20 protein-coding genes are annotated in these 25,370 nt (G+C 70.2%); 11 read left to right on the forward strand and 9 right to left on the reverse strand.

Annotation, left to right across the window (positions count from 1 at the left end; genetic code table 11):
- Window positions 1–26: 26 nt before the first annotated feature.
- Both RWN05_RS02365 and moaA read right to left on the reverse strand, forming a co-directional pair.
- Window positions 27–284 (reverse strand): MoaD/ThiS family protein, encoded by a 258-nt coding sequence (locus RWN05_RS02365; RefSeq protein ID WP_314138260.1) that lies wholly within the window; start codon window positions 282–284, stop codon window positions 27–29.
- A complete protein-coding gene (gene moaA / locus RWN05_RS02370; protein ID WP_079000497.1) occupies window positions 277–1,344 on the reverse strand; it encodes a GTP 3',8-cyclase MoaA in 1,068 nt (355 codons plus the stop codon). The genes RWN05_RS02365 and moaA overlap by 8 nt, the downstream gene beginning before the upstream one ends.
- A gap of 90 nt (window positions 1,345–1,434) precedes the next feature.
- Between moaA and RWN05_RS02375 the strand changes: the two genes are divergently transcribed.
- From RWN05_RS02375 to RWN05_RS02385, 3 genes are all read left to right on the forward strand, one after another.
- Window positions 1,435–3,000 carry a molybdopterin-dependent oxidoreductase gene (locus RWN05_RS02375; RefSeq protein WP_314138261.1) on the forward strand — a complete coding sequence of 522 codons (1,566 nt, stop codon included), beginning with the start codon at window positions 1,435–1,437 and terminating at the stop codon, window positions 2,998–3,000.
- Between the two features lie 264 nt (window positions 3,001–3,264).
- Window positions 3,265–5,001 carry an ABC transporter ATP-binding protein gene (locus RWN05_RS02380; RefSeq protein WP_064293947.1) on the forward strand — a complete coding sequence of 579 codons (1,737 nt, stop codon included), beginning with the start codon at window positions 3,265–3,267 and terminating at the stop codon, window positions 4,999–5,001.
- Window positions 5,002–5,003: 2 nt separating this feature from the next.
- Complete coding sequence (locus RWN05_RS02385; protein WP_369808439.1) at window positions 5,004–7,088, forward strand: ABC transporter ATP-binding protein; 2,085 nt, start codon at window positions 5,004–5,006, stop codon at window positions 7,086–7,088.
- A gap of 59 nt (window positions 7,089–7,147) precedes the next feature.
- Here RWN05_RS02385 and RWN05_RS02390 read toward each other — a convergent pair whose 3' ends face one another.
- Complete coding sequence (locus RWN05_RS02390) at window positions 7,148–8,920, reverse strand: right-handed parallel beta-helix repeat-containing protein (protein ID WP_314138262.1); 1,773 nt, start codon at window positions 8,918–8,920, stop codon at window positions 7,148–7,150.
- An 89-nt stretch (window positions 8,921–9,009) separates the two neighbouring features.
- On the opposite strand from RWN05_RS02390, the gene RWN05_RS02395 reads away from it, so the two are divergent.
- Window positions 9,010–10,167, forward strand: a complete 1,158-nt coding sequence (locus RWN05_RS02395) for an acyltransferase (protein ID WP_314138264.1) — start codon at window positions 9,010–9,012, stop codon at window positions 10,165–10,167.
- On the opposite strand, the gene RWN05_RS02400 is transcribed toward RWN05_RS02395, so the two are convergent.
- Both RWN05_RS02400 and RWN05_RS02405 read right to left on the reverse strand, forming a co-directional pair.
- A complete protein-coding gene (locus RWN05_RS02400; protein ID WP_314138266.1) occupies window positions 10,164–11,264 on the reverse strand; it encodes a hypothetical protein in 1,101 nt (366 codons plus the stop codon). The two genes, RWN05_RS02395 and RWN05_RS02400, sit on opposite strands and share 4 nt — an antisense overlap.
- A 10-nt stretch (window positions 11,265–11,274) precedes the next feature.
- Window positions 11,275–11,706, reverse strand: coding sequence for an NUDIX domain-containing protein (locus RWN05_RS02405; RefSeq protein WP_314138268.1), 432 nt, complete (start codon window positions 11,704–11,706; stop codon window positions 11,275–11,277).
- Between the two features lie 133 nt (window positions 11,707–11,839).
- Here RWN05_RS02405 and RWN05_RS02410 point away from each other — a divergent pair, with 133 nt between their 5' ends.
- Entirely contained in the window at window positions 11,840–12,844 is a 1,005-nt protein-coding gene (locus RWN05_RS02410; protein ID WP_079003773.1) for an aldo/keto reductase, read from the forward strand.
- Window positions 12,845–13,047: 203 nt separating this feature from the next.
- On the opposite strand, the gene RWN05_RS02415 is transcribed toward RWN05_RS02410, so the two are convergent.
- On the reverse strand, window positions 13,048–16,521 hold the full coding sequence (locus RWN05_RS02415) for a bifunctional proline dehydrogenase/L-glutamate gamma-semialdehyde dehydrogenase (RefSeq protein ID WP_314138269.1): 3,474 nt from the start codon (window positions 16,519–16,521) through the stop codon (window positions 13,048–13,050).
- 89 nt (window positions 16,522–16,610) lie between these two features.
- On the opposite strand from RWN05_RS02415, the gene RWN05_RS02420 reads away from it, so the two are divergent.
- Together RWN05_RS02420 and RWN05_RS02425 are read left to right on the forward strand one after the other, a co-directional pair.
- Entirely contained in the window at window positions 16,611–17,501 is an 891-nt protein-coding gene (locus RWN05_RS02420; protein ID WP_121293249.1) for a LysR family transcriptional regulator, read from the forward strand.
- A gap of 174 nt (window positions 17,502–17,675) precedes the next feature.
- A complete protein-coding gene (locus RWN05_RS02425) occupies window positions 17,676–18,545 on the forward strand; it encodes an aldo/keto reductase (RefSeq protein WP_079000486.1) in 870 nt (289 codons plus the stop codon).
- An 87-nt stretch (window positions 18,546–18,632) separates the two neighbouring features.
- Here RWN05_RS02425 and RWN05_RS02430 read toward each other — a convergent pair whose 3' ends face one another.
- Window positions 18,633–19,382: an IclR family transcriptional regulator gene (locus RWN05_RS02430; RefSeq protein ID WP_175116651.1), complete on the reverse strand. Its 750-nt coding sequence runs from the start codon at window positions 19,380–19,382 to the stop codon at window positions 18,633–18,635.
- Window positions 19,383–19,578: 196 nt separating this feature from the next.
- On the opposite strand from RWN05_RS02430, the gene RWN05_RS02435 reads away from it, so the two are divergent.
- Genes RWN05_RS02435 through RWN05_RS02445 form a run of 3 tightly spaced genes read left to right on the forward strand, consistent with a single transcriptional unit; the run spans window position 19,579 to window position 22,171 of the window.
- Complete coding sequence (locus RWN05_RS02435) at window positions 19,579–20,304, forward strand: CoA transferase subunit A (RefSeq protein WP_064293955.1); 726 nt, start codon at window positions 19,579–19,581, stop codon at window positions 20,302–20,304.
- A gap of 5 nt (window positions 20,305–20,309) precedes the next feature.
- The gene (locus RWN05_RS02440; protein WP_369808440.1) at window positions 20,310–21,002 is read left to right on the forward strand and encodes a CoA transferase subunit B; all 693 of its coding nucleotides are present in this window, start codon (window positions 20,310–20,312) and stop codon (window positions 21,000–21,002) included.
- Window positions 20,999–22,171: an acetyl-CoA C-acyltransferase gene (locus tag RWN05_RS02445; RefSeq protein WP_314138274.1), complete on the forward strand. Its 1,173-nt coding sequence runs from the start codon at window positions 20,999–21,001 to the stop codon at window positions 22,169–22,171. The genes RWN05_RS02440 and RWN05_RS02445 overlap by 4 nt, the downstream gene beginning before the upstream one ends.
- A gap of 197 nt (window positions 22,172–22,368) precedes the next feature.
- Here RWN05_RS02445 and RWN05_RS02450 read toward each other — a convergent pair whose 3' ends face one another.
- Both RWN05_RS02450 and RWN05_RS02455 read right to left on the reverse strand, forming a co-directional pair.
- A complete protein-coding gene (locus tag RWN05_RS02450) occupies window positions 22,369–22,938 on the reverse strand; it encodes a dihydrofolate reductase family protein (protein WP_079000480.1) in 570 nt (189 codons plus the stop codon).
- Between the two features lie 83 nt (window positions 22,939–23,021).
- A complete protein-coding gene (locus RWN05_RS02455) occupies window positions 23,022–24,452 on the reverse strand; it encodes a glycoside hydrolase family 30 protein (protein ID WP_314138276.1) in 1,431 nt (476 codons plus the stop codon).
- Between the two features lie 190 nt (window positions 24,453–24,642).
- Between RWN05_RS02455 and RWN05_RS02460 the strand changes: the two genes are divergently transcribed.
- Window positions 24,643–25,359: an NUDIX domain-containing protein gene (locus tag RWN05_RS02460; protein ID WP_314138278.1), complete on the forward strand. Its 717-nt coding sequence runs from the start codon at window positions 24,643–24,645 to the stop codon at window positions 25,357–25,359.
- Window positions 25,360–25,370: the final 11 nt, after the last annotated feature.

The raw sequence follows: 25,370 nt of genomic DNA on the forward strand, positions 1-25,370 counted from the left end.
TGTCATCCGCGCGGCGCATGCGCGACCTAGCCGCCGGCGAAGGGCGGGAGGACGTCGACCCGGGAGCCGAGCGGACGGGCGTCGTCGCGACTGACGACGCCGTCGACGAGGAACGAGCCTGAAGCGAGCACCTTGGCCATCGCGTCACCGTAGCGCTCGAGCAGCACGGACTTGAGCTCGCCCACCGTCGCGACCGCGGGAAGGGACTCCTCGGGCACGCCTGCGGCCTCTTCGGCAGCGGCGAAGTAGCGCACGAGCACCTGCAGCGTCGTCGTCTCAGCCACCGATCGCTCCCATGCTCCGCTCCGGACGGACGAAGTCGGGCGACGCGATCCGGTGCCCGGCCTGCTTGTGCCACATCGCCGCGCGCCAGCGGTCCGCGATCTCGACGTCCTCGACACCCGAACGCAGCATGCCCCGGAGGTCGGTCTCGTCGTCGCCGAAGAGGCAGGAGCGGATCGTCCCCTCGGCCGTGAGCCGGGTCCGGTCGCAGTCGTCGCAGAAGGAGCGCGTGACCGAGGCGATGATGCCGACCGTCGCCGGGCCGCCGTCGACGAGCCACTCCTCGGCGGGAGCGGACGGGTCCTCGCGGTGCGGAGCGGTGAGCGTGAACCGGGAGCCGAGGACGTCGAGCAACTCGGCCGCGTCGACCATGTTCTCCCGCACCCACGCCTCGTCGGCGTCGAGCGGCATCTGCTCGATGAAGCGGAGACGGCAGCCGTTCTCGATCGCCCAGGAGAGCAGGGCGACCGCGCCGTCCAGTGTGTCGCGCATGAGGACGGCGTTGATCTTCAGCGGCGTCAGCCCGGCGCGCTTGGCGGCATCGATGCCGGCCAGGACGGCGGGGAGGCGGTCGCGACGCGTGAGCCGCGCGAAGTGGTCGCGGTCGACGGTGTCGAGGGAGATGTTCACGCGGGTGAGCCCGGCGGCCACGAGCTCGTCGACGCGCTTGTCGAGCCCGATGCCGTTCGTGGTCATGGAGATCGACGCATCGCCGGCGACAGCCGAGCTGCGAGCGATGATCTCCGCGAGGTCGGGACGCATGAGCGGCTCGCCGCCCGTGAACCGGATGTCGTGCACGCCGAGGTCGCGGACGGCGATCTCGACGAGTCGACCGATCTCGGTCGGCGTCAGCAGGTCGTCGCGAGCGATCGCCGGGAGCCCCTGCTCGGGCATGCAGTACGTGCAGCGCAGCGAGCACTTCTCCGTGATCGACACCCGGAGGTCGCGTGCCACGCGCCCGAACCGGTCGATGAGGCCGTCGACGTCGGGGCGCCCGGCAGCGTCCGGGATGTGCCTGAGCGGCGACCCGATGCGTGGGATTCCGAGCCCGACTGTGGTCATCCCCCCAGGGTACGGGGATGGACGGCCGACTTGTCCCTCTAGAGCCGCTTCGGGGAGGAACGCCCAGCGGGCGCGCGTAGCATGACGGACATGGAGCCCCGCCGCCGCACCCTGCTCGCCGGTGCGTCCGGCGTCGTCGCAGCCGTCGCCACCCTCGGCTCGGCCGAGGCCGTCGCGGCGTTCGTCGCCCCCGCGAGCTCGCCCCTGCTCGCCGTGGGTTCCCTCGTGATCGACCTCGTGCCCGGCTGGGTGAAGGACCTCGTCATCGCCCTGTTCGGCACCAATGACAAGCTCGTACTGCTCATCGTGCTCGGCGTGCTGGTCGCGGCCCTCGCCGTCGGGATCGGTGTCCTCGAGGAGCGTCGGCCGGCGGTCGGGAGCATCGCGCTCGCGCTCGTCGGCGTCGTCGCGGTCGTCGCAGCGATCACCCGTGCCGACGCGGGCCTCGACTGGGCGTTCCCGAGCGTCGTCGGCACGGCGGTCGGCATCCTGGTGCTGCGATTGCTCGTGACCCGCCTCCGCACCTGGGACGACGCGACGGTCGCGGACAAGGCCCGGCCGGTCGTCGGGGCCTCCCGAGCCGAACTCCCCCGACGCTCGTTCCTCGTCCTGCTCGGCGGCACCGCGGTCGGTGCCCTCGTCGTCGGGGTCGGCGCACGCGTCGCCTCGGCCGGAGCGGTCGCCGTGGAGAGCATCCGGAAGGCGCTCAAGCTCCCGACGGCCGCCGTCGCCGCGCCGCCGGTCCCGGCCGGCGCCGAACTCGGCATCGACGGGCTCACGCCGGTCGTGTCGGCGAACGACTCCTTCTACCGGATCGACACCGCCCTCCAGGTGCCGAACATCGACCCCTCGACCTGGAGCCTCAGGATCACCGGCATGGTCGAGCAGGAGGTCGAGATCGGGTTCGAGGAACTCCTCGCCCTCCCGCTGCAGGAGTCGATCATCACGCTGACCTGCGTCTCGAACCCCGTCGGTGGCGACCTCATCGGCAACGCGCTCTGGCTCGGGTACCCGATCCGCGAGCTGCTGGCGCGCGCGAAACCCAAAGCCGGGGCCGACATGGTCTTGTCGCGGAGCATCGACGGGTTCACCGCCGGGACCCCGCTCGAGGTCCTGCAGGACGAAAATCGCGACAGCCTCCTCGCCGTCGGGATGAACGGGCACCCGCTCCCGCTGCAGCACGGCTTCCCGGTGCGCATGGTCGTCCCGGGCCTGTACGGGTACGTCTCCGCCACCAAGTGGGTCGTCGAGCTGGAGGTGACCCGCTACGCGGACGCCCGGGCCTATTGGACCGACCGCGGCTGGTCGGAGCGCGGGCCCATCAAGACGGAGTCACGCATCGACGTGCCGCGTGACGGTGGACGTGTCGCGGCGGGGAACGTCGCGATCGCCGGCGTCGCCTGGGCGCAGCACACGGGCGTCAACCGCGTCCAGGTCCGGATCGACGACGGCGACTGGCTCGACACGACGCTCGCGACCGCCATCTCCGACGACACCTGGGTGCAGTGGGTCCTCCAGTGGGACGCCCCGGCCGGCGACCACACCATCGCCGTCCGCGCGACCGACGCCGCGGGCAAGACGCAGAGCGAGACCCCCGTCGACGTCGTCCCCGACGGCGCGGAAGGATGGCACACCATCAGCGTGGGCGTCGGCTGACCACGTCGCCCGCACGATTCGGGTTCTGGACGACAGGTATATTAGCCTGGGCCGACGCGCGACGCGTGCGCCGACGTGATCATCACGATTCCGAACCGGGACACCACCGTGTCACCGGCTCGGAGTATCGTCACTCGGGCACGTCCTTCATGGTCTCCGTCGGTTCGCGCTGCCGTCGGAGGCACTGGTCTCGCGCCAGCCCAGTTCCGCCCCCTCCGTCCGCACGGCCGCTCCGCCGCGGACATGAACCACAAAGGACCTCACGTGGCCCTCCTCGCCCTCGCCCTCCGACACGCCAAGCCGTACGCGGCCTGGGTCGTCGCGGTGTTCGTGCTGCAGCTCATCTCGACGATCGCGGCCCTCTACCTCCCCAGCCTCAACGCCCAGATCATCGACCAGGGCGTCTCCCGTGGCGACACGGACTTCATCTGGTCCACCGGCATGACGATGCTGCTCGTCTGCCTCGTCCAGGTGGCCGCAGCCATCGGCGGGGTCTACTTCGGCGCCCGCACCGCCATGGCCATCGGCCGCGACCTGCGCCGGGAGTTCTACCGGAAGGTCGACTCGCTCGGCGCACTCGAGATCGGCGGCTTCGGCAGTGCGACGCTCATCACCCGCGGCACGAACGACGTCCAGCAGGTCCAGATGCTCGTCCTCATGACCCTCAACTTCATGGTGTCCGCACCCATCATGTGCGTCGGCGGCATCATCATGGCGCTCCGCGAGGACGCGGGGCTGTCGTGGCTGGTGTGGGTCTCCGTGCCGGTGCTGTTCATCATCGTCGGGTTCCTGGTCTACCTCCTCATGCCGCTGTTCCGCCAGATGCAGGACCGCATCGACGGCATCAACAGTGTGCTGCGCGAGCAGATCATCGGCATCCGCGTCGTCCGGGCGTTCGTCCGCGAGCCGTTCGAGTCGGAGCGGTACAACCGTGCGAACGAGGCGCTCACGCGCGTGTCGATCAAGGTCGGCAACATCTTCGTCCTCATGTTCCCGGTCATCATGATGGTCCTGCACCTGGCGACGGCTGCCGTGCTCTGGTTCGGTGGCCAGCGGGTCGACGCCGGCCAGATGCAGGTCGGTTCCCTCACCGCGTTCCTCCAGTACCTGCTCCAGATCCTCACCTCGGTGATGATGGGCGTCTTCATGGTCATGATGATCCCTCGCGCGGTCGTGTGCGCCGAGCGCATCCAGAGCGTCCTCGACACCGAGCCGAGCCTCACCGTGCCGACGAGCACCGACATCCGCGTGCCGTCGGTCGGACGGGTCGAGTTCACCGGCGTCACCTTCGGCTACCCCGGCGCGGAGCGACCGGTCCTGTCGGACGTCACGTTCACGGCGGAGCCCGGCAAGACCACCGCGATCGTCGGCTCGACCGGCTCCGGCAAGACGACGCTCCTCTCGCTCATCCCGCGCCTCTACGACCCGCAGCAGGGCCACGTCACCATCGACGGCGTCCCCGTCTCGCAGCTCACCCGGCAGCAGATCGCCGGGGTCGTCGGCATCGTGCCGCAGAAGCCGTACCTGTTCTCGGGCACGATCGCCTCGAACCTCCGATTCGGACGTCCCGACGCCACCGACGACGAGCTGTGGAGCGCCCTCGACGTCGCACAGGCTGAGGACTTCGTCCGCGCGAAGCCGAAGATGCTGAACGACGGCGTCGCCCAGGGCGGCACGAACGTCTCCGGCGGCCAGCGTCAACGTCTGTGCATCGCCAGGGCCCTCGTCGCGAAGCCCCTGGTCTACCTCTTCGACGACTCGTTCTCGGCCCTCGACGTCGCCACCGACGCCCGACTCCGCGCAGCCCTCGGCGACAGCACCGCCGACGCGACCGTCATCATCGTCGCGCAGCGCATCGCGACGATCCGCGAGGCCGACCACATCATCGTCATGAACGACGGCGGCATCGTCGGCCGCGGCACCCACGACGAACTCCTGGACTCCAACGAGACGTATCGCGAGATCGTCCAATCGCAGCTCGCTGTGGAAGGGGTGGCGTGACCATGGCCCGTTCACCACGTGACAAGCGCTCCTCCGGCACCTCGAAGGACACCGCTCAGGCTCCCGAGCTGAACGCTGTCGAGGAGGAGGCGCTCGCACCGGAGTTCACCCCGGGTGAGTCCGACGGCGACATGTTCGGCGGCACCCCGTCGAAGAAGGCCGAGCAGTTCTGGCCCTCCGCGAAGCGACTCGTCGGTCTCCTCGCCCCCGAGAAGGTCAAGATGAGCATCGTCGTCGGGCTCGTCGTGCTCTCGGTCGTGCTCACGGTCATCGCCCCGAAGATCCTCGGTCTCGCGATGGACGCGATCTTCAACGGCGTGATGGGGTCGCAGCTCCCGGCCGGCGCGACGCTCGATCAGGTCGTCGACCAGGCACGCGCATCCGGCAACGACCAGTACGCCGACATGCTCGAGAAGTCGGACATCACCCCGGGGCAGGGGATCGACTTCACCCTGCTGGGCCGTCTGATCATCATCGTGCTCGGCATGTACATCGTCGCGTCGATCCTCAACTGGGCCCAGGGGTACATCCTCAACGGGCTCGTCATGCGCGTGGTCTACAACCTCCGGCGGGACATCGAGCGCAAGCTCAACCGCCTTCCACTGAGCTACTTCGACACCCGTCAGCGCGGCGACCTCATGTCGCGTGTCACGAACGACGTCGACAACATCCAGACCGCCCTCCAACAGGCGTTCTCGCAACTCGTACAGTCGGCCCTCACGGTGCTCGGCATCACGGCGATGATGTTCATCGTGTCGTGGCAGCTCGCACTCATCGCGCTGATCGCACTGCCGCTGTCCGCGCTGATCGCCGGGGTCATCGGCTCGCGGTCACAGAAGCTCTTCACCGCGCAGTGGAAGAACACCGGCTCGCTCAACGGGCACATCGAGGAGTCGTTCTCGGGGCTCGAGCTCGTGCGCGTCTTCGGCCGCGACAAGGAGATGCTCGCCGAGTTCGACGAGCGCAACGAGAAGCTCTACCGGGCGGCGTTCGGCGCGCAGTTCGTGTCCGGCATGATCATGCCGGCGATGACCTTCGTCTCCTACCTGTCCTACGTGCTCATCGCCGTCGTGGGCGGCCTCCGGGTCGCCTCCGGCCAGATGACCCTCGGCGACGCGACCGCGTTCATCCAGTACTCGCGTGAGTTCTCGCAGCCGCTCAGCCAGATCGCCGGCATGGCGAACCAGCTGCAGTCGGGCGTCGCGTCCGCCGAGCGCACCTTCGAGCTGCTCGACGCCGAGGAACAGGACCCGGAGACCGCGGACGCACACCTGCCCGAGCACACCGACGGCCACGTCGAGTTCGACGGCGTCTCCTTCAGCTACGACCCCGAGAAGCCGCTCATCGAGGACCTCTCCTTCTCCGCGCAGCCGGGTCAGACCGTCGCGATCGTCGGGCCGACCGGGGCCGGGAAGACGACCCTCGTGAACCTCGTCATGCGGTTCTACGAGCTCACGGGCGGTCGCATCCTGCTCGACGGCGTCGACATCACCGCCCTGACGCGCGCCGAGCTGCGGTCGCAGGTCGGGATGGTGCTGCAGGACGCCTGGCTGTTCGATGGGACGATCCGCGAGAACATCCGGTACGGCCGACTCGACGCGAGCGACGCGGAGGTCGTCGAGGCCGCCGAGGCGACGATGGTCGACCGCTTCGTGCGCCAGCTGCCCGACGGCTACGACACCGTCCTCGACGCGGACGGCGGCAGCGTCTCGGCCGGTGAACGCCAGCTCATCACGATCGCCCGTGCGTTCATCGCGAAGCCGAAGCTGCTCATCCTCGACGAGGCGACGTCCTCCGTCGACACGCGGACGGAGCTGCTCGTGCAGCACGCGATGGCGGCACTGCGCTCCGACCGGACCTCCTTCGTCATCGCCCACCGCTTGTCGACCATCCGCGACGCGGACACGATCCTCGTGATGGAGAACGGACGGATCGTCGAGCAGGGCTCGCACGCGCAGCTCCTCGAGGTCGACGGCGCGTACGCCGAGCTCTACCGCACGCAGTTCCGCGGCGGCGAGGAGCAGTCGGCGATCGACGAGGCGGCCGTCGCCAGCGGGTCCGACACGGCACACGCCCCGCGCAGCTGAGTCGACTCCCACCCCGCGTCAGGCGGGCTCCCGATCATCGGGGCCTGCCTGACGCGCGTTCAGCCGAGGGTGGCCGACCGCCAGGTGCCCTGATCGTTCACCCACAGCCTTCCGTTCCCGACGAGGATGTCGCCGGACTGGCCACCGTACGGCCGCGCGAGACCCATGTGCCGGGTGGAGAGGTAGCTCGTGTTCGGCTGCGCGTTCGCGTGTGCCGTGTTGTCCGACTCCCAACGGTTGCCTTGGACCACGGATGGCCCGGTCGTTCCGAAGGTGTCGAGGCCGTACTCGCACTCGCGTCCGGTGTTGCCGATGATCGTCGCGCCACCGGTGCAGTTGTTCACGGCGACCGCGACTCTGACGCGGTCGATGCGGTTCCCCATGACCACGATCGAGCCGGCACCCTGGTGGAGCACCCCGAACCCGTTGGAGGTCGCGGCCCCGGTGATGGAGTTGTCGGAGACCACCGCGTCCTGGGCGAGGTACGACACGACACCGCCCACCGAGCCCGATGCGAGCGTGACGGCGACGCGGTTACCCGAGACGACGGGCTGTCCGGTCCGATCGAGCGCGATCCCGATCGGACAGGTGCCGCCGCCGATCCGGACCACGTTGTCGGTGATGAGCGCGTCGACGGCGCCGATGACGGTGGTCGAACCGCCCGGGGGTGTCGCCGCCTGGGCCATGATGCCCGCAGCAGCGACGCCGCGGATCTCGATGACGTTCCCGGAGACCACGGTTCCCTGCGCATCGCGGTAGATCATCACCGGGCAGCGCTTCGGCCCCCAGGCGGACCCCTGGTCGTCGTCGGCCGTCCGCGTCCAGCGCACCGTGTTCGCGACCAGGGCGACCGATCGGGTGTCGATGACGGCGAGTCCCCACCAGGTGGCGTCGGACACGGTGTTACCGGTCACGACGGTGTGGGCCATCCCCTCCACGGCGATGGACCGGCGGAACGGCCCGGTGACGACGTTGCCCTCGATCGTGACCATCGAGTCGGCCCAGGAACCGGGGTCGACCGCGTAGTCGGGCAGGTTCTCGGCGTGGATGCCGACCCGTGCGTCGGTGCCGGGGGCGGCCGAGACGATGTTGCCGACGACCGCCGAACGCGCACCCCAGACCGTGATGCCGTCGCCACGATCCTCGCCCGCGGATGAGGCGGAGCCTCGCCCTCCGCCCGAGCCGACGATGTTCAGGACATGGCACCCCGAGATGACGACGCCCTCGAACTCACCTGACGGTTGCACGGCGATGCCGTTCTGGAACCCGTCGACGGTGACGCCGTCGATCAGGACGTCGCTCGCCCAGATGCTGATCCCGGTGTTGCGCTCACCCGTGCTCGATGCGGTCGGGCCCGCGTAGCTGACCCGGACGCCGGTCACCGAGCTGCCCGACACGATGAGCTTCAGCGCCGGGGCCGCCTCGACACCTCCGACGAACCGGAGCTCGCCGCGCCCGCGGAGGTGCAGGCGACGGTCGATCCTGATCGTCGCGTCCACGGCGATGACGTCGCCGCCGCGGACGACCACGGTGCTGCCGGCCGGGACGGCCGCGAACCAGGCGAGGACCGCGGCGGTGCTGACGGAGGCACCGGTCGGGTCGATCCCGGGACCTTCGAGGACGAGCTCGACGGGCGGGACGGCCTGGGTGTCCGCGTTCCCGGTCGGTGCCGACGGTGCGGGATCGGGTTCGGGTGGCGACGGGGCCCCACGGTCGGGATCGGGATCGGGTTCGGGCTCGACGGCCGTCGGTTCGGGTTCCGGGACCGGTCCGGGTTCGGCTCCGGTCCTCCGCCACCGAGCTGTTCCGTCGCTTCGTGATGTCCTGTCCACAGTCCAAACAGTACAGAACCATGAGGTACAGAAGCATCCTAGAGTGGAGATCCGGCGTGACCACCGCCGTCCGATCATCCAGGAGCACCATGCCGTCACCGGAGAACCACGCGACCGGAAACCCCCGACGCGACCGCCGACCGGCACCCCGCGTCGACCACACCGCCTTCGCCGGTGCCCGCGCCGTCGCCGCCTGGTGGGTGGTGTTCTCACACTCCGCGGACTGGCTGTTCTCCGTGCTCCCCGAGCTCTCGTGGCTCGCGCCGATGGCCCACACCGGACTCGCCGTCGACGTGTTCTTCGTCTTGAGCGGGTACACGATCGCCCGGGCCTACCAGGATCGGCGCTGGACCTGGCCCATCTACGGTCGCTACCTCCGGAACCGCTTCGCGCGGATATACCCGGCACACGTGACCGTGCTCCTCGCCTTCGTGCTGCTCTGCGTCGGCGGGGCGATCGTCGGTGTCTCAACGGACGACGGGGCGTTCCCGCCCATCGGCCTCCTCGCCGAACTCACCCTCACCCGCGCATGGTTCGGCGACGCACTCTGGTGGAACCCACCCGCCTGGTCGCTGTCGGCCCAATTCCTCGCGTTCATCCTGTTCCCGGTGTTCGCCCTCGCCCTCCGCGACCGGATGCGCGGCCCGGTCCCGATGATCGCCCTCTCGGTCGGGCTCGTCTCCACGACGACGATCGCCGCCGCCATCGCCCCGTCGGCCATGAACGGCATGGCGACCCCGGCCGTCCGGGTGCTGTGCTGCTTCGCGCTCGGCATCTGTCTGGCGGAGTGGACGGCAGCCCTCCCGGTCACCCGACGAGCGGCGTGGGTCGCCGCAGGAGGCGCCAGCGGCCTGGTGGTGGCGGCGATCGCACTCGAACCCGGAGCACCACGAGCCTGGGCCGCGATCACCTTCGCGGCGATCATCGTCGGAGGCCTGGCGGTCGCGAGCCCGCGCTCCACCGCTGTGCTGCGCAGTCGCCCCGCGCGCATCCTGGGGCAGCTCTCGTTCTCCACGTACCTCGTGCACGTCTTCGTGCTCATCCTGCTGGCGAAGGCGATCCCGCCGAGCGCCGTCGACGGCATGCCGTTCCTCCTCCGGGCCCCGATCAGCCTGGTCTGGTTCGGCTCGATCCTCGCCGCGTCCTGGCTGCTCCACACGCTCGTAGAGGTGCCGTGGCATCGCAGACTCGCAGCACCGCGGACGAGCCGGGCCGTCCATGCCGACGGATCGGCCACCGGCGCTTAGACGTTCGTGCCCGCCAGCGGACGCCGCGCCGCCCGGACACCCCGCGCGATGCGCTCGGGGAGCCGCAACGCGGCGCTGACGAAGGAGAGGACCGCCACGGTGAGCGACACCCACAGTACGGACCAGGCCGCATCGGTGGGTGGGCCCAGCAGGAGCGACGCCGCCGCGTCCCCGACGCCGCCGGGGATCGCGACCGACACCGCGAAGACGAGGGCGAGTCGGGCAGCGCCGAGCAGGATGAGCGTCAGGCCTGCTGCGAGGAGGACACCGATCGCCGCTCCGGCGACGGTCCGGCTCGGGTTGCGGCGGCCCAGCCAGAGCAGGATCACCCCGAGTGCGAGGAGCCCGATCGCGAGCCAGGGCGACCAACCAGCCGCCGTCTCGATCACCCGGATTCCACCGAGTACCGGTGCGACCTGCGACGCCGGGACGACGTCGACCACGCGGTCGACGTCCGGGATGGCGGCCGCGAAGCCGAACCCCGCGTCGACCAGCCACGAGCGGGTCGCGGAGACGATCGGCCCCAACTGCACACCCAAGCCCTGCTCGGCCGAGACGTCGATGACCGCCCCCTGGGAACCGGAGACGCCGGCGACCAGCTGCTCATGCGTGACCCGGAGGGCTTCGGTCCAGGCGGTCGCGAACGCGGGCGAAGCCGCGAACTCGGCGACGTTCCGGCGCAGGACCTCGCGCAGCGCATCCGCAGTGTCGCCACCGATCGCACCCAGCACCTCCGAGATCGCCGGCGGGAGCGAGAGGGTCGCCGCGAGATCGGCCGGCACCGCAGCCGCCGCGTCGAGGTCGACCTGACTCTCCAGCGCGGCGAGCGCCTGGTCCCCCACGAAGGCCTGGACGGCGGGGTCCGCGGCCAGAGGAGCGAGGGTGTCGACGAACGCGTCGGTGTCGCGGAGCATCGTGTCCGCCCACGTGCTCACGAGGGCGACCGGGATCAACAGGGCGCCGATCACGATCGCGACCGTGCCGAAGAACCCCCACGCGCCCGCTCCGCGTCGAACCGGCTGCTCGACGGCCTCCGCACGGAGCGCGTCGAAGGTGACGAAGTCGTTGCGGGCGTCGGACGACGGATGATCGGTCACGCGCCCGAGTCTACGAGTGGGCGCCGCCCGGGCGCCTGGATTCCCGAGACCGCGCGATCGCCTCGACCGCCGCCACCGTCGACACGGTCACCCGTTCCGGCAACGCGTCGAGCGGGAACCACCGGAGACCGCCGTGCTTCTCCGGCTCTCGGAATTCGGGCTCGCCCACGGTGTCCTCCGCGAGGTACACCGGCGAGATCCAGTGCTGGTGCAGCGCCTGCTCGAAATGGTCGACGACGCACAACAGCTCGATCGAGCCGAGCTCGAGCCCGGTCTCCTCCCGAGCCTCACGGCGGACGGCGTCCTCGAGGCGCTCCATCCAGTCGACCTTCCCACCGGGGATGCCCCAGGAACCGGCCTCGGGCTCGCGGAGGCGCTCGAGCAGGAGGATCCGACCCTCGCGGACGATCGCGACCCCGCACCCGGAGCGCGGGTGCGGCATTGGCTCTCCAGCGGGTGGAAGCGTGGTGGACGACACGTGCTCACGCTACTCGACGCCGCACCGGCCCGGCCGTGAACGATCACGGTACGCTTGCTCCCGGCACCATGACGATTCGATGATGAAAGCGCAGACCATGCCCTACGAAGCAGCCGAAACCCGTTACGACGACATGACCTACCGCCGCGTGGGCCGCAGCGGACTGCGCCTCCCCGCGCTGTCCCTCGGTCTCTGGCACAACTTCGGCGAAGGCCGCAGCATCGAGGTCCAGCGGGCCATCGTGCGCCGCGCCTTCGACCTCGGGATCACCCACTTCGACCTCGCCAACAACTACGGCCCGCCCGCGGGTTCCGCCGAGACCGCCTTCGGCCGCATCTTCGCCGAGGACCTCGCCGCCCACCGTGACGAGATCATCATCACCTCGAAGGCCGGCTACTACATGTGGCAGGGTCCTTACGGCGAGTGGGGCTCGCGCAAGACCATGCTGTCATCGCTCGACCAGAGCCTCGGCCGTATCGGTGTCGAGTACGTCGACGTCTTCTACTCGCACCGCCCCGACCCGGAGACCCCGATCGAGGAGACGATGGGTGCGCTCGCGACGGCGGTGAAGCAGGGCAAGGCGCTGTACGCCGGCATCTCGAACTACTCCCCCGAGCAGACCATCGCCGCGGTGGCCGCGCTGCGTGAGCACGGTGTCCCGCTGCTCGTGCACCAGCCCCGCTACTCGATGTTCTCCCGTGAGGTCGAGGACGGCCTGCTCGACACCCTCGACGACCTCGGTCTCGGTGCCGTCGTGTTCAGCCCCCTCGCGCAGGGCATGCTGACCGATCGCTACCTCGGTGGAACGGTCCCGTCGGACTCGCGTGCGGCGACGAGCCACTTCCTCAACGAGGAGTCGATCACGGGCACCTACCTCGAGCGCGCCCGCGGCCTGCAGGCGATCGCCGAGGAACGCGGCCAGACCCTCGCGCAGCTGGCGCTCTCGTGGGTACTGCGTCGCGACACGGTCACGTCCGCGATCATCGGTGCCAGCTCGGTCGAGCAGCTCGAGGGCAACTACGCGGCGATCCACCGCCTGGACTTCGACGACGCCGAACTCGCGCGCATCGACGAGTTCGCCGTCCACGGCACCCTGCGCTAGCCACCGCTCCTTCGATCGATCCCCCGCTCTGTCCCCGACTCAGGAAAGCTCCGGCGCGTCGCCCCCGCACCCACCCGACACGTCGGGGTTCTCCTGAGACAGGTTTACAACTCAGGAAGACATCGGCGCGGCATACAGAACGCCCCGGTGTGTCGGGATGACACGCCGGGGCGTTCCTGCGTTGTGAACCGCGCGGAGTCGGGTCAGATGAGGTCGTCCGAGAGGTGGTTCGGCGTGCCGAAGCGATGCGCCGTGATCGAGACCGCCTGCTCCTGGAGGAACGGCAGCAGCTCGATGCGGCCGGCCTCGGTGACGTCGCCCGCGTAGATCGCGACGTCGGGGCTGCCGGAGGTCGCGTGGGCGACACCCTCGGTCGTCCCACCGATGATCCGGACGCGCGCGCCGGCCTTCGTCCCGACGAGTGAGGCGGCGGTCACGTACCAGCGGTCCTCGCTCTCGACGGTGATCCCACCGGCGATGGCCTCGACGGCCGGGACGAGCTTCGGCGGCAGCGCGACGGCGGACGACACGTGCACGGTCGCGCCCGCGGTCGCACCGGCGGCGACGACGCGGAGGAGTTCCGCGACCGAACCGCCGTCCACGAGACGCACGTGGACCTCACGAGGCACGTACCGGAACACGTTGCGCTCGGCGGTCAGCTTCGAGACGTCCTTCGCGACCCCGAACTCGTCCGCCCACGCGGCAGAGTCGCTCGCGACCGACCGGCGCAGGGACGCGAACTCGTCTGCGGTGAGCACTGCGTCAGCGGCACGCAGCAACGAGGCGACAGCGGGCTTCGGGCCGCGGCGCTCCGCCGACCGACCGACGGTGCGCTCAGCCGTGCTCTCGGCGCTGGTCCACGAGCCGAGGCCGATGAGGTAGTTCGGTCCGCCGGCCTTCGTGCCCGCGCCGACCGCGGACTTCTTCCAACCACCGAACGGCTGACGCTGCACGATCGCGCCGGTGATCCCGCGGTTCACGTACAGGTTGCCCGCCTGGATGCCGTCGAGCCACAGGCGCAGCTCGGCCGGGTTCAGGGAGTGCAGCCCGGCGGTGAGGCCGTAGTCGATCTCGTTCTGGATCGCGATGGCCTCCTCGAGGGTCTCCGCCGTCATGATCCCGAGGATCGGGCCGAAGTACTCGGTGAGGTGGTATTCGGAGCCGCGCGCGACGCCCGCACGCACGCCGGGGCTCCACAACTTGCCGCTGTCGTCGAGCTGCTTCGGCTCGACGAGCCACGACTCACCGGAGCCGAGCGTCGTCAGGCCGCCGAGCAGCTTGCCCTTCGCCGGCTCGATGATCGGGCCCATCTGCGTGGTCGGGTCGACCGGGTAGCCGACCTTCAGCGACGTGACGGCGTCGACGAGCTGGTGACGGAAGCGGCGCGAGGAGGCGACCGATCCGACCAGGATCACGAGCGACGCGGCCGAGCACTTCTGGCCGGCGTGACCGAAGGCCGACGCGACGACGTCCTTCACCGCGAGGTCGAGGTCGGCGCTCGGGGTGACGATGATCGCGTTCTTGCCGGACGTCTCGGCGAGGAGCGGCAGCTCGGGGCGGAAGGAGCGGAACAGCTCCGCGGTCTCGTAGCCACCGGTGAGGATGACGCGCTCCACCGCCGGGTGGGCGATCAGGCGCTCACCGAGCGAGTTGTCGGCCAGCTGCGCGAAGCGGAGCACCTCGCGCGGCACGCCGGCCTCCCACAGCGCCTCGATCATGACGGCACCGCTGCGGCGAGCCTGACGGGCGGGCTTGATGATGACGGGCGACCCGGCGGCGAGCGCCGCGAGGGTCGAGCCGGCGGGGATGGCGACGGGGAAGTTCCACGGCGGGGTGACGACGGTGAGCTTCGCGGGGGTGAAGGTCGCGCCGTCCACGTGGTCGAGCTCGCGCGCGCGCTCGGCGTAGTAGTGGGCGAAGTCGATCGCCTCCGACACCTCGGGGTCGGACTGGTCGAGGGTCTTGCCGGTCTCGGACGCCATGACCTCCATGAGGTCGGCACGACGCTGCTCGAGGACGTCGCCGGCGCGGTGCAGGATGACCGCACGCTCGGCGCCGGAGAGCGACCCCCACGAGGCACCCGCTGCGGTCGCTCCGTCGATGACGGCGTCGAGGGCTTCGACGCTGTCGAGGATGGACGCGGCGACGGTGTCGTTCCCGAGCCGCGACTCGGTGACGCGGGTGAGGATGTCGCGTCCCCAGACGCGGTTCGCGGGGAGCGACGGGTCGGTGTCGGGGGTGTTCTCGAACGCGTCCACCGGCGAGGCCTCGGCGGCCTTCGTGCGGTCCTGCTGCCGGTTCGGCGCCGGGACGGTGGTGTCAAGCTCCGCGAGCGACGCGAGGAACCGCTGCCGCTCACGGGCGAAGAGGGTCTCGTTCTCACTCAGCTCGAACACGGCGGACATGAAGTTGTCCTGGCTCGCGCCCTCCTCCAGGCGGCGGATGAGGTACGCGATGGCGACGTCGAACTCCTGCGGGTGCACGACCGGCGTGTAGAGCAGGAGCTCGCCGACGTCGCGCTTCACGGCCTCGGCCTGACCCTGGGCCATGCCGAGCAGCATCTCGAACTCGACGCCGCGCTCGACGCCACGCTGCTTGGCGAGCAGCCAGGCGAAGGCGATGTCGAAGAGGTTGTGGCCGGCGACGCCGATGCGCACGTTGTCGATGCGGTCGGGGTGCAGGGCGTACTCGACGACGCGCTTGTAGTTGGTGTCGGAGTCCTGCTTGGTGGACCAGGTGGCGAGCGGCCAGTCGTGGAGGGAGGACTCGACCTGTTCCATGGGGAGGTTGGCGCCCTTGACGATGCGCACCTTGATGCCGGCTCCGCCCGCGGCACGACGACCGGCCGACCACTCCTGGAGACGGATCATCGCGGAGAGCGCGTCGGGGAGGTAGGCCTGCAGGACGATGCCGGCCTCGAGGTCGTGGAACTGCGGGAGGTCGAGGAGCTTGGTGAAGACCGCGATGGTGAGGTCGAGGTCCTTGTACTCCTCCATGTCGAGGTTGATGAACTTCGCAGGTGTCGCCTTGGCGGCACGCTCGAACAGCGGGGTGAGGCTGGTGACGACGTGCTCGACGGCTTCGTCGAACGCCCAGACCGAGTGGGGGCTGACGGTCGACGACACCTTGATCGACACGTAGTCGACGTCGGGGCGCGCGAGCAGCTTGTGGGTGCCCTCGAGACGACGTGCCGCCTCACCCGTGCCGAGGACGGCCTCGCCGAGCAGGTTGACGTTGAGCCGCGTGCCGGGCGTCTTGATCTTCGCGATCGCGGGGCCGAGCTTCTTGTCGGTGGCGTCGACGACGAGGTGGCCGACCATGTTCCGGAGCACCTTGCGGGAGATCGGGATGACGACGCCCGGCAGGATCGGGGCGAACGCACCACCGCAGCGGACGGCGGCCTTCAAGTACCAGGGGAGGAATGCGGGCACCTTCGGGGCGATCGTCTGCAGGGTGCGGGCCGCGACGCGGAGGTCCTCCGGACGCACGACGCCGTCGACGAAGCCGACCGTGAACTCGAGGCCGGTCGGGTCCTTCAACACACCGGCGAGCTGCTGCGCGGAGGCGTCGGCGGGGATCGTCGAGGCCGTCTGGAGCCAGCGGCGGACGAGGGCGATGGCCTCGGTGGCGAGGGCGTCGCGGTCGAGCTGCTGCGTCGATGCAAAAGTGTCGGTCATGGAGCCAGTATCGGCGTCTGGACCAATAAGATACAGCGAAGGTTTTCGAATGATATCCATCGGTTGAGCCGATGGTTTTGGAGGGCACCGTGCTGGACGTCCGACGGCTCCGCCTGCTGCGCGAACTCAAGATCCGCGGGACGATCGCCGAGGTCGCCTCCGCCCTCAACTTCAGCCCCTCTTCGGTGTCGCAACAGCTTTCGGTCCTCGAGCAGGAGACCGGCGTCGAGCTCCTGCGGAAGGTCGGTCGACGGGTGCAGCTCACCCCACAGGCCGAGATCCTCGTGGGGCACACGGACGCGCTCCTCGACACGCTCGAGCGCGCCGAGGCCGACCTCGGGGCGTCCCTCACGACCGTGTCGGGCACCATCCGCGTCGCGGTCTTCCAGTCGGCGGCGCTCGCGCTCATGCCGGCGGCCCTGAGCGCCATGCGGCGCGACCACCCGGACGTCCGCGTGGAGATGGTGCAACACGAGCCGGAGACCGCCCTGGCCGAGACCTGGGCGCGCGACTTCGACGTCGTCGTCGCGGAGCAGTACCCCGCACACGCCGCCCCGCGGCACCCCGGGCTCGACCGCCGTCAGCTCGCCACCGACCCGATCCGACTCGCGTGCCCGCCGGTCGCGAACGAGATCCACCCGGTGCTGCGCATCGAGGATGCGGCCGACCTCCCCTGGGTGATGGAGCCGCACGGAGCGGCGTCACGCCACTTCGCCGAGCAGTTGTGCCGCCGCGCGGGGTTCGAGCCCGACGTCCGTTACCAGACCGCCGACCTGCAGGCGCAGATCCGGTTGATCGAGTCCGGCAACGCGGTCGCCCTCATCCCCGACCTCCAGTGGGCGGGCCAGCCGGCCAGCTGTCGCCTCGTCGACCTGCCCGACCTCCCGCGACGCACCATCTTCACCTCAGCGCGCGAGGCCGGCGTCACCCGCCCGGCGATCGTCGCCTTCCGCGCCGCCCTCGAGGCCGCTGCGGCCTGACCCATCCCCGGTCCCTGAGCCTGTCGAAGGGCGGTCCCTGAGTAACACCCGCCGGTCCCTGAGTAACACCGGCCGGCCCCTTCGACAGGCTCGGGGACCGAACGCAAGGGGGGTGCGCCTCCCAGCCGCCGGTGCTTGGCTGGACTTTCCGCATTCCTCCGAAGGAGCACCCGCATGACCGACACCACCACACGCCCCGCAACCGCCGCCGGCACCTTCTCGCTCGGCGGCGACCTCACCGTCAACCGACTCGGCTACGGCACGATGCAGCTGACCGGCGAGGGTGTCTGGGGCGAGCCCGACGACCGCGACGGCGCCATCCGCCTGATCAAGCGCGCCGCCGAGCTCGGCGTGAACTTCTTCGACAGCGCCGACGCCTACGGCCCAGACGTCACCGACACCCTCCTCCGCGAAGCGCTGCACCCCTACGACGACATCGTGATCGCGACGAAGGTCGGACAGACGCGACAGGGTCCCGGCGAGTGGACGCCAACCGGCGTGCCCGCCTACCTCCGCCAGCAGGTCGAGCTCGGCCTCCGTCGTCTCGCCGTCGACCGCATCGACCTCCTGCAGTTGCACCGGATCGACCCGACCGTGCCGTTCGAGGACCAGATCGGCGAACTGCGCAAGCTGCAGGACGAGGGCAAGATCCGACACATCGGCCTCAGCCAGGTCAGCGTCGCCGAGGTCGAGGCGGCCCAGCAGATCGCTCCGATCGCGTCGGTGCAGAACCTCTACAACCTCACCGACCGCTCCTCGGAGGACCTCCTCGACTGGTCGACCGAGCACGGCGTCGCCTTCATCCCGTGGTTCCCGCTGGCGACCGGCGCCCTCAGCAAGGAGGACGGCCCGCTCACACAGCTCGCCGAGCGACACGACGCGACCCCGTCGCAGCTCGCGCTGGCCTGGCTGCTCAAGCGCTCGCCCGTCATGCTCCCGATCCCGGGGACGTCGAGCATCGAGCACCTCGAGGACAACCTGCAGGGCGCGACGATCGAGCTCACCGACGACGAGTTCGAGGAGCTGTCCGCCGTCTCGGAGTAGTACTCGCCCTTCGACAGGCTCAGGGACCGGACCGCCGGTCACTGAGCCTGTCGAAGTGCGGCTCGGCGCAGGGACCGACCGCCCGCCTCAGCGGAGGCGCTTCGACAGCTCGTGCGCCTGCTCCAGCAGCAGGCCACCGAGGAACGCCTGGCGCTCAGGCCGGAACCGGGACTCGATCCCGGTGAGACTGAGCGCCCAGGCGGGCTTCCCCGCCGCATCGAAGACCGCCGCACCCATGCCCCAGCTGCCTTCGAGGATGAGCGCCGGGTTCACCGCGTACCCGCGCTCGCGCGTCTCGCGGATCCGCTCGCGCACGCGATCAGCGGTGTGGGCCTCGCCCCACCGCTCGTCGAGGTCGGCGCGACCCAGGTAGTCGTCGATCTCCCCGTCGCTGGAGAACGCGAGGATCGCCAGTCCTGCCGACGCGACCCCCAGCGGGAAGCGGACCCCCTCCGTCAGGACGAACGACCGCACTGGGAAACTCCCCTCCTCGCGCAACAGACACACGGTCTCGAAGCCACGGCGCACCGACAGGAAGGCGCTTTCGCCGCTCTCGTGCGCGAGGATCCGCACGCTCTCCCGGGCGAGCTCCGCGACGTCGTACCGCTCCGCCGCGAGCGATCCGAGGAGGAACAGCTCCGGACCGAGGTGCCACCGGGCGGCGCGGACGTCGTGGTCGAGGAAGCCCTCGGCAGCGAGCGAGGCGAGCAGGCGGTGCGCCGTCGGTCGTGTGAGCCCGGCGGCCGCGGCCACCGCCGAAGACGACGCCCCGCCGGGATGCTCCGACACGATCTTGAGGATCCGACTCACGCGCGAGACGACCTGGGCGCCGCGCATCCCCTCAGCCACGTCGCACCATCACCTTGTCCACATGGTGAGCCTACGCCGCAGCCGGGACCACGTCATGAGCGAATCCGGGATCGGGCCCGATGCCACCTTTGACACCGCAGGACGGCTGTGACTGACTACTGGAGAGACGATCGGCTGGAACCACCATGTGGTCAAGTCGGCCCGCCATCCACAAGGGAGTGACATGACGAAACACTGGTCGAGCGCCGCCGAGGCGCTGCACGAGGTCGTCCGGGACGGAGCGACCATCGCGGTCGGCGGGTTCGGCCTGAGCGGCAACCCGACCGACCTCATCGAGGCTTTGCGGGACACGGGTGCCACCGACCTCACGATCGTCTCCAACAACATGGGCGTCGACGGCAAAGGCCTCGGCATCCTCCTCGAGAACCGTCAGGTGCGGAAGGTCGTCGCGTCGTACGTGGGCGAGAACAAGCTCTTCGCCAAGCAGTTCCTCGACGGCGAGCTCGAGGTCGAGTTCACCCCGCAGGGCACGCTCGCCGAGCGGCTGCGCGCGGGCGGCGCCGGTATCGCCGGGTTCTACACGAAGACCGGCGTCGGCACCCCGGTCGCCGAGGGCAAGCCGACGGAGGTGTTCGACGGGGAGACCTACGTCCTCGAGCGCGGCATCGTCGCCGACGTGGCCCTCGTCCACGCGTTCCGCGCCGATCGCGAGGGCAACCTCGTCTTCCGGCACACCGCGCGGAACTTCAACCCGATCGTCGCGACCGCCGGCCGGCTGACGATCGCCGAGGCCGAGGAGGTCGTCGAGGACGGCTACCTCGACCCGAACAGCGTCGTCACCCCCGGCATCTTCGTCCAGCGGCTCGTCACGGCGACGCCGCGGGTGAAGGACATCGAACAGCGCACCGTCCGCCCGGCGGCCGCCACCACGACACCGGCAGGAGCCTGATCATCATGTGGACGAGAGACGACATGGCCGCGATCGCGGCGACCGAACTCCGCGACGGCGAGTACGTGAACCTCGGCATCGGCATCCCGACGCTCGTCGCGAACCACGTCCCGCCGGGGGTCCACGTCACGCTCCAGAGCGAGAACGGCCTGCTCGGCATGGGTCCGTTCCCGATCGAGGGCGAGGAGGACGCCGACCTCATCAACGCCGGGAAGCAGACGGTCACGCTCCTCGAGGGCGGGAGCTACTTCGACTCGGCGACCTCGTTCGGCATGATCCGCGGCGGCCACGTGCAGCTGGCCATCCTCGGTGCGCTCCAGGTCTCGGGTGCGGGCGACCTCGCGAACTGGACGATCCCGGGCAAACTCGTCAAGGGCATGGGCGGCGCGATGGACCTCGTCGCCGGGACGCCGCGGGTGGTGGTCGTCACCGAGCACGTTGCGAAGGACGGCAGCCCGAAGATCGTCGAGCAGTGCGATCTCCCACTCACCGGCGTCGGTGTCGTCGACCGCATCATCAGCGACCGCGCCGTCTTCGATATCGTCGAGGGGGCGCTCGTCCTGCGGGCCTTCGCGCCCGACACGAGCGTCGCCGAACTTCGCACCCTGACGGGCGCGGAGTTCTCCGTCGAACTCGACCCCACCACCACCGGCGAGGTGCCGACAGCACCCGCCACGCCTCAGGAGGCACACGCATGAGCACCGTCATCGTCGGGTACGCCCGCACCCCGTTCGTGAAGTTCAACGGGGCGTTCGCGTCCGTACCCGCCACCGAGCTCGGCGCCCACGCCATCCGCGCGGCCCTGTCGCGGGCGGGGGTCGACGCCGCCGACGTCCAGCAGGTCATCGCCGGCCAGGTGTTGCAGGGCGCCGCCGGCCAGAACCCCGCCCGGCAGTCCGCCGTCGGGGCCGACATCCCCTTCACCGTCCCCGCCATCACCGTCAACGCCGTGTGCCTCTCCGGCATGGAGGCGATCGTCACCGGCACGCGTCTCATCGACGCCGGCGAGGTCGACGTCGTCGTCGCGCTCGGCCAGGAGTCGATGAGCCTCGCCCCGCACGCCTGGTCGGGCTCGCGCGCCGGCAAGCGCTACGGCGCCATCGAGCTCGTCGACACCCTCGACCACGACGGCCTGACCGATGCGTTCGAGCACCGGTCGATGGGTTCGTCCACCGAGGAGCGCAACGGCCCGCTCGGCATCGCACGCCCGGAGCAGGACGCCTGGGCGGCCGGGTCGCACCAGCGGCTCGCAGCAGCTGCGGACGTCCAGGCCGAGGAGATCGAACCCTTCTCCGTGCCTGGTCGCAAGGGTCCGACCGTCGTGAGCGCCGACGACGGACTCCGCGCCGACACCACGGCCGAGTCGCTGGCCGGGCTGCGTCCCGCGTTCGGCGGCGAGGGGACGATCACCGCGGGCAACTCCTCCCAGATCACCGACGGAGCGGCCGCGGTCGTGCTCATGAGCGAGGAAGCCGCTGCGGCCCGGGGACTCACCCCGATCGCACGCGTCGTCGCGCACGCGCTCGTCGCCGGACCCGACGTCAGCCTGCACGCCCAGCCATCGAACGCGATCGTCGCAGCCCTCGCGAAGACCTCCCGCACGACGGGCGACCTCGCAGCGGTCGAGATCAACGAGGCGTTCGCCGCCGTGTCGGTCCACTCCACGAACGAGCTCGGCGTGGATCCCGCGATCGTGAACGCGAACGGCGGCGCGATCGCCCTCGGTCACCCGATCGGCGCTTCCGGTACGCGGGTCGTCGGCCACCTCGCCCGTCGTCTCGCCGCCGTCGGCCCCGGTTCGATCGGCGCCGCCGGTATCTGCGGTGGTGGCGGCCAGGGCTCCGCGATCATCCTCGAGGCCGTCTGACCTGTCCGTAACTCCTGCTGGACGCTCGGCGCCGATCCCCGCCCGTGCGCAACTCCTGCTGATCACGCCGCGTCGCCGCACGCCCCGGCGTGTCGGGTGAGCCGCGCGGCTCCAAGCAGGAGTTGTGCGCACGGGCGGGGATCACCGCCTCAGAGGAGCAGGAGTTGTGCGCGAGACGAGCTGGCCGCGCTGCCGACTCAGACGGGCTCGCCGGTGACGGTGTAGCGGAGGTGGACGACGCCGGCCTCGAAGCGACGCTCGTCGACGAGTTCCAGGCGTCGCCGGAGGTTGGCCGGCAGCGCACGCAAGCCGCCACCGACGATCACCGGTGAGAGGAACAGCTGCACCTCGTCGACGAGCCCCGCTGCCATCGCCTCGGCTGCGAGGTGCGGGCCGCCGACGCTGAGGTCGCGGTCCGATTCCGCCTTCCACCGGCGAACGGCCTCCGGGTCGAACGATCGCTCGAGCGTGGTCCGTGCCGTCGAGACCGCATCGAGCGACGTGGAGTACACGACCTTGTCGGCCGCGAGCCACAGAGCCGCGAAGTCGGCGATCTCGCGAGGCTCGTCCGGCAGCTCGTCCGCCGTCTCCCAGAACGTCATGATCTCGTACATGCGCCGGCCGAACAGGTAGGTGCCGATCGGCCGGGAGAGCTCGTTCACGAAGGCGTGCACCTCGGCATCCGGGGCGCTCCAGTCGAAGCGGCCCTCCTCGTCGGCGAGGTAGCCGTCGAGCGAGCTGATCGCCGAATAGATGAGCCTGCCCATGTGTCCTCCGTCGCCGGTGCCGGTACGCGAGAGGCTAGGCCGCAGAGGCGACCGCCCACAAGGGGTGGCTCCGGCACCGACGGTCAGGCGGGCGGGATCACGAGCGTCACGAAGGAGTCGGCCGGCAGGGTCGGCGTGATGACGTCGTCGCCCACCACGATCTGGACGGGGAGCGGCTCGCCGAGGTCGTTCTGCATCACGAGCACGACGCCGCCGTCCGGGTTGCGGAAGGCGAGCAGGTTCTCGTGCCCGGTCCAGCTCATCGTTGCGAGCCGCTGCGCTCCCGGCTGCAGGAAGTGCCCCAGGTGCCGCATGAGGAAGTACTCGTGCGTGTAGCGGAAGGCCCGGGTCTCGGGATCCACGACGACGAGCGAGTTCTGCGCCCAGCCCCAGCGGCTGACCCCTCCCTCGGTGAGCGCGAGGTTCCAGTACGTGTAGGCCTGCGCGCCGTGCGTGAAGAAGTGGCGCATGAGTCCCCAGGTGTGCCGCACGAAGCGCCAGTCGTTCCGGCCGTCGCCGCACTCCTGCTCGGTCTGGTAGAGCGCGAGGTCCGGGTGGGCGTGATGCACCGCGGCGATCGCGCCCTTGCCGGCCCATTGGAATCCGACTCCGGCGACCCAGGGACCGGCCGCCGGATCCCGGAGCACGGTCTCGATCTGCGCGTCGTGCGGCCGCTCCTGCGTGCCGAGGAAGACCCGCACTCCGAGACGGTCCATCTCCGGCCCGAGGACGGCGATGAACCGAGCGAGCCCCTCGGCCGTCCACACACAGCTCGGGAACACCTGCGCCGAGTTGAACTCGTTCTGCGGCATGACCATCTCGACCCGGATGCCCTCCTCGCCGTAGGCCTCGACGAAGCGGGCGAAGTACCGGGCGTAGGTCTCGAGGTAGCGGTCCTCGAGGATGAAGAGATCGGTCCCCTCGGAGCCCAGCTGGTCGTCACGGATGCCGTTGTCGACGCCTGACTCCGCCCAGGGTCGCGCGGCCGCGTAGTGCCCGTTCGTCTTCATCCAGGTGGGCGGGCTCCACGGCGACGCCCAGAGGCGCAGGTCGCCCTGGTACCGCTGCGCCGCCTGGATGAAGGGGACGAGCGTCGCGCGATCATGGTCGATGCTGAAGTGCTCGAGGTCGAAGTCCCCGTCGACCTCGTCGTAGGAGTACCAGTCGGTGGAGAAGTCGTTGGCACCGACGGGCATGCGGCAGAGCGAGAGGTTGAGCCCCGCGCCCGGCGTGAAGAGGTCGGACAGGATGCCCTCTCGGTCCTCCTCGGACAGGAGCCCGAGCGCGGTCCAGCCGAGTTCGTTGAAACACCCGCCGATGCCGTCGACGGTCTGCTGCGGGTTCGTCACGTCGACCATGACGTTCGGCATCCCCGCGAGTCGTCCGAACCCGAGGGGCTCCTGCTCCTGCCAGGGGGCGTCCTGGGTGGTCACGACCCAGGCGACCGACCGCGCCGATGCCGTGGTGCCTCCGCTGGCGACGGGGCTGCTATTGGCGGGACTGCTGCTCGTCATCGAGTGCCTTTCGACGGGGGTCCTCCGTGGACCGCGACCGGTGCTCCCACCAGTATGTTGCAGAACCCGCGAAAACCGAAGACCGGTCGCCATTCACGATCGGGCGAGTCGCGCAGCAGGGCTCTCCCGGGCGGCGCCGCCCGGGACGGCCCGCTCGTATGCCGTTCGCAGGCGGTCGTACACTCGATGGATGGCCGATTCCACGACGGTCCGGGAGCCGCAACCCGGAGCAGACCTCCCCGACGCCCGCGGGCGCACCGGTCTGCACCGGACCGGCCTCGACCTCACCGGCAACCCGCGCGTCCAGGTGACCGACGTGGAACTGGTCGCCGCCGCCTGGCACGTCCTCCGCCGGACGACCCTGCGGGTCCAGGACCGCTCGGGCGCCTGGTCGACGCAGCAGCGCGAGACCTACGACCGCGGTAACGGCGCGACGATCCTGCTCTACCACGGCGAGTCCCGGAAAGTACTGCTCACCAAGCAGTTCCGCTACCCGGCCTACGTCAACGGACACCCGACCGGCGAGCTCATCGAGACCGCCGCAGGCCTGCTCGACGACGACGATCCCGAGACAGCGGTCGCCCGCGAGGCCCGCGAGGAGACCGGGTTCGCGGTCGAGGCCGTCCAGCACGTGTTCGACGCCTTCATGAGCCCCGGCTCCGTGACCGAACGCCTGCACTTCTATGCTGCCGAGTACGACCCCGCTGCGCGTCGCGGCGATTGGGGCGGGCTCGCCGAGGAGGGCGAGGAGATCGAGCTCCTCGAACTCGACATCGACGACGCGATCGCGCGCATCGGCGACGACATCATCGACGCGAAGACCATCATGCTGCTGCAGTGGGCGAGGCTCTCCGGCCCGTTCGCGACGGCACCGACGCCCGTGCCGCCTGCACCACCCGCACGCTAGTACCGCCGAGA

The organism is uncultured Plantibacter sp. (assembly GCF_963518075.1).
Classification (GTDB): domain Bacteria; phylum Actinomycetota; class Actinomycetes; order Actinomycetales; family Microbacteriaceae; genus Plantibacter; species Plantibacter flavus_A.

Excerpts from the sequence above, each read along its gene's own strand:
- moaA (WP_079000497.1), bottom strand. The coding sequence starts at position 1,344 with ATGACCACAGTCGGGCTCGGAATCCCACGCATCGGGTCGCCGCTCAGG.
- RWN05_RS02375 (WP_314138261.1), top strand. The coding sequence starts at position 1,435 with ATGGAGCCCCGCCGCCGCACCCTGCTCGCCGGTGCGTCCGGCGTCGTC.
- RWN05_RS02385 (WP_369808439.1), top strand. The coding sequence starts at position 5,004 with ATGGCCCGTTCACCACGTGACAAGCGCTCCTCCGGCACCTCGAAGGAC.
- RWN05_RS02395 (WP_314138264.1), top strand. The coding sequence starts at position 9,010 with ATGCCGTCACCGGAGAACCACGCGACCGGAAACCCCCGACGCGACCGC.
- RWN05_RS02405 (WP_314138268.1), bottom strand. The coding sequence starts at position 11,706 with ATGCCGCACCCGCGCTCCGGGTGCGGGGTCGCGATCGTCCGCGAGGGT.
- RWN05_RS02410 (WP_079003773.1), top strand. The coding sequence starts at position 11,840 with ATGCCCTACGAAGCAGCCGAAACCCGTTACGACGACATGACCTACCGC.
- RWN05_RS02415 (WP_314138269.1), bottom strand. The coding sequence starts at position 16,521 with ATGACCGACACTTTTGCATCGACGCAGCAGCTCGACCGCGACGCCCTC.
- RWN05_RS02425 (WP_079000486.1), top strand. The coding sequence starts at position 17,676 with ATGACCGACACCACCACACGCCCCGCAACCGCCGCCGGCACCTTCTCG.
- RWN05_RS02430 (WP_175116651.1), bottom strand. The coding sequence starts at position 19,382 with ATGCGCGGCGCCCAGGTCGTCTCGCGCGTGAGTCGGATCCTCAAGATC.
- RWN05_RS02435 (WP_064293955.1), top strand. The coding sequence starts at position 19,579 with ATGACGAAACACTGGTCGAGCGCCGCCGAGGCGCTGCACGAGGTCGTC.
- RWN05_RS02440 (WP_369808440.1), top strand. The coding sequence starts at position 20,310 with ATGTGGACGAGAGACGACATGGCCGCGATCGCGGCGACCGAACTCCGC.
- RWN05_RS02445 (WP_314138274.1), top strand. The coding sequence starts at position 20,999 with ATGAGCACCGTCATCGTCGGGTACGCCCGCACCCCGTTCGTGAAGTTC.
- RWN05_RS02450 (WP_079000480.1), bottom strand. The coding sequence starts at position 22,938 with ATGGGCAGGCTCATCTATTCGGCGATCAGCTCGCTCGACGGCTACCTC.
- RWN05_RS02455 (WP_314138276.1), bottom strand. The coding sequence starts at position 24,452 with ATGACGAGCAGCAGTCCCGCCAATAGCAGCCCCGTCGCCAGCGGAGGC.
- RWN05_RS02460 (WP_314138278.1), top strand. The coding sequence starts at position 24,643 with ATGGCCGATTCCACGACGGTCCGGGAGCCGCAACCCGGAGCAGACCTC.